This is a genomic window from Nonomuraea turkmeniaca, assembly GCF_005889735.1.
In the GTDB taxonomy this organism is placed as follows: Bacteria; Actinomycetota; Actinomycetes; order Streptosporangiales; family Streptosporangiaceae; genus Nonomuraea; species Nonomuraea turkmeniaca.
In genome coordinates this window covers 1-1511 of the sequence record NZ_VCKY01000530.1, presented here as the reverse complement: position 1 = coordinate 1511, position 1511 = coordinate 1, and the positions used below count along the sequence as shown (strand labels likewise).

The window sequence follows — 1511 nt, the reverse complement described above, 5'->3', positions numbered from 1 at the left end:
ACCTACCGCGTGGCGAAGTTCAAGCGCTCCAACCAGGGCACGAGCTTCAACCAGAAGCCGATCGTGGCCGAGGGCGACCGGGTGGAGGTCAACCAGGTCATCGCCGACGGTCCGTGCACCGACAAGGGCGAGATGGCGCTGGGCAAGAACCTGCTGGTGGCGTTCATGCCGTGGGAGGGCCACAACTACGAAGACGCGATCATCTTGTCCCAGCGGCTGGTGCAAGACGATGTGCTGTCCTCGATCCACATCGAGGAGCACGAGGTCGACGCCCGTGACACCAAGCTGGGGCCGGAGGAGATCACGCGGGACATCCCGAACGTCTCCGAGGAGGTCCTGGCCGACCTGGACGAGCGTGGCATCATCCGGATCGGCGCCGAGGTCGTGCCCGGTGACATCCTGGTCGGCAAGGTCACCCCGAAGGGTGAGACCGAGCTGACGCCGGAGGAGCGGCTGCTGCGCGCGATCTTCGGGGAGAAGGCCCGTGAGGTGCGTGACACCTCGCTGAAGGTGCCGCACGGCGAGCAGGGCAAGGTCATCGGGGTGCGGGTGTTCTCCCGCGAGGAGGGCGACGAGCTGCCTCCGGGGGTCAACGAGCTGGTGCGCGTGTACGTGGCGCAGAAGCGTAAGATCACCGACGGTGACAAGCTGGCCGGCCGGCACGGCAACAAGGGTGTCATCTCCAAGATCCTGCCGGTCGAGGACATGCCGTTCCTGGAGGACGGCACCCCGGTCGACATCATCCTCAACCCGCTGGGCGTGCCCGGCCGGATGAACGTCGGCCAGGTGCTGGAAACCCACCTGGGATGGATCGCCGCCCGAGGATGGGACATCTCCGGCATCCAGGAGGCCTGGGCCGAGCGGCTGCGCGAGAAGGGCTTTGAGAAGGTCGCCCCGCGCACCAACATGGCCACCCCGGTCTTCGACGGCGCTCACGAGGCGGAGATCGTCGGGCTGCTCGACAGCACCGTCCCCAACCGCGACGGAGATCGGCTGGTGCAGCGCAGTGGCAAGGCCCGGCTGTTCGACGGCCGCAGTGGCGAGCCGTTCCCCTATCCCATCGCGGTCGGCTACATCTACATCCTCAAGCTGCTGCACCTGGTCGACGACAAGATTCACGCGCGGTCGACCGGTCCTTACTCCATGATCACCCAGCAGCCGCTCGGCGGTAAGGCCCAGTTCGGTGGCCAGCGTTTCGGTGAGATGGAGGTGTGGGCGCTGGAGGCGTACGGCGCCGCCTACGCCCTGCAGGAGCTGCTGACCATCAAGTCCGACGACGTTCTGGGCCGCGTGAAGGTCTACGAGGCGATCGTCAAGGGCGAGAACATCCCCGAGCCCGGTATTCCGGAGTCCTTCAAGGTCCTCATCAAGGAAATGCAGTCGCTGTGCCTGAACGTCGAGGTGCTCTCCAGCGACGGCATGTCCATCGAGATGCGCGACACCGACGAGGACGTCTTCCGCGCCGCGGAGGAACTCGGCATCGATCTGTCCCGGCGTGAGCCGAGCAGCGT

Annotated in this window: 1 protein-coding gene; it reads left to right on the top strand. The window is 66.2% G+C overall.

The annotated features are described in order from the left end of the window. The coding region (locus tag ETD86_RS54305) for a DNA-directed RNA polymerase subunit beta (protein ID WP_484213977.1) at window positions 1–1511 on the top strand (1511 nt) is incomplete at both ends.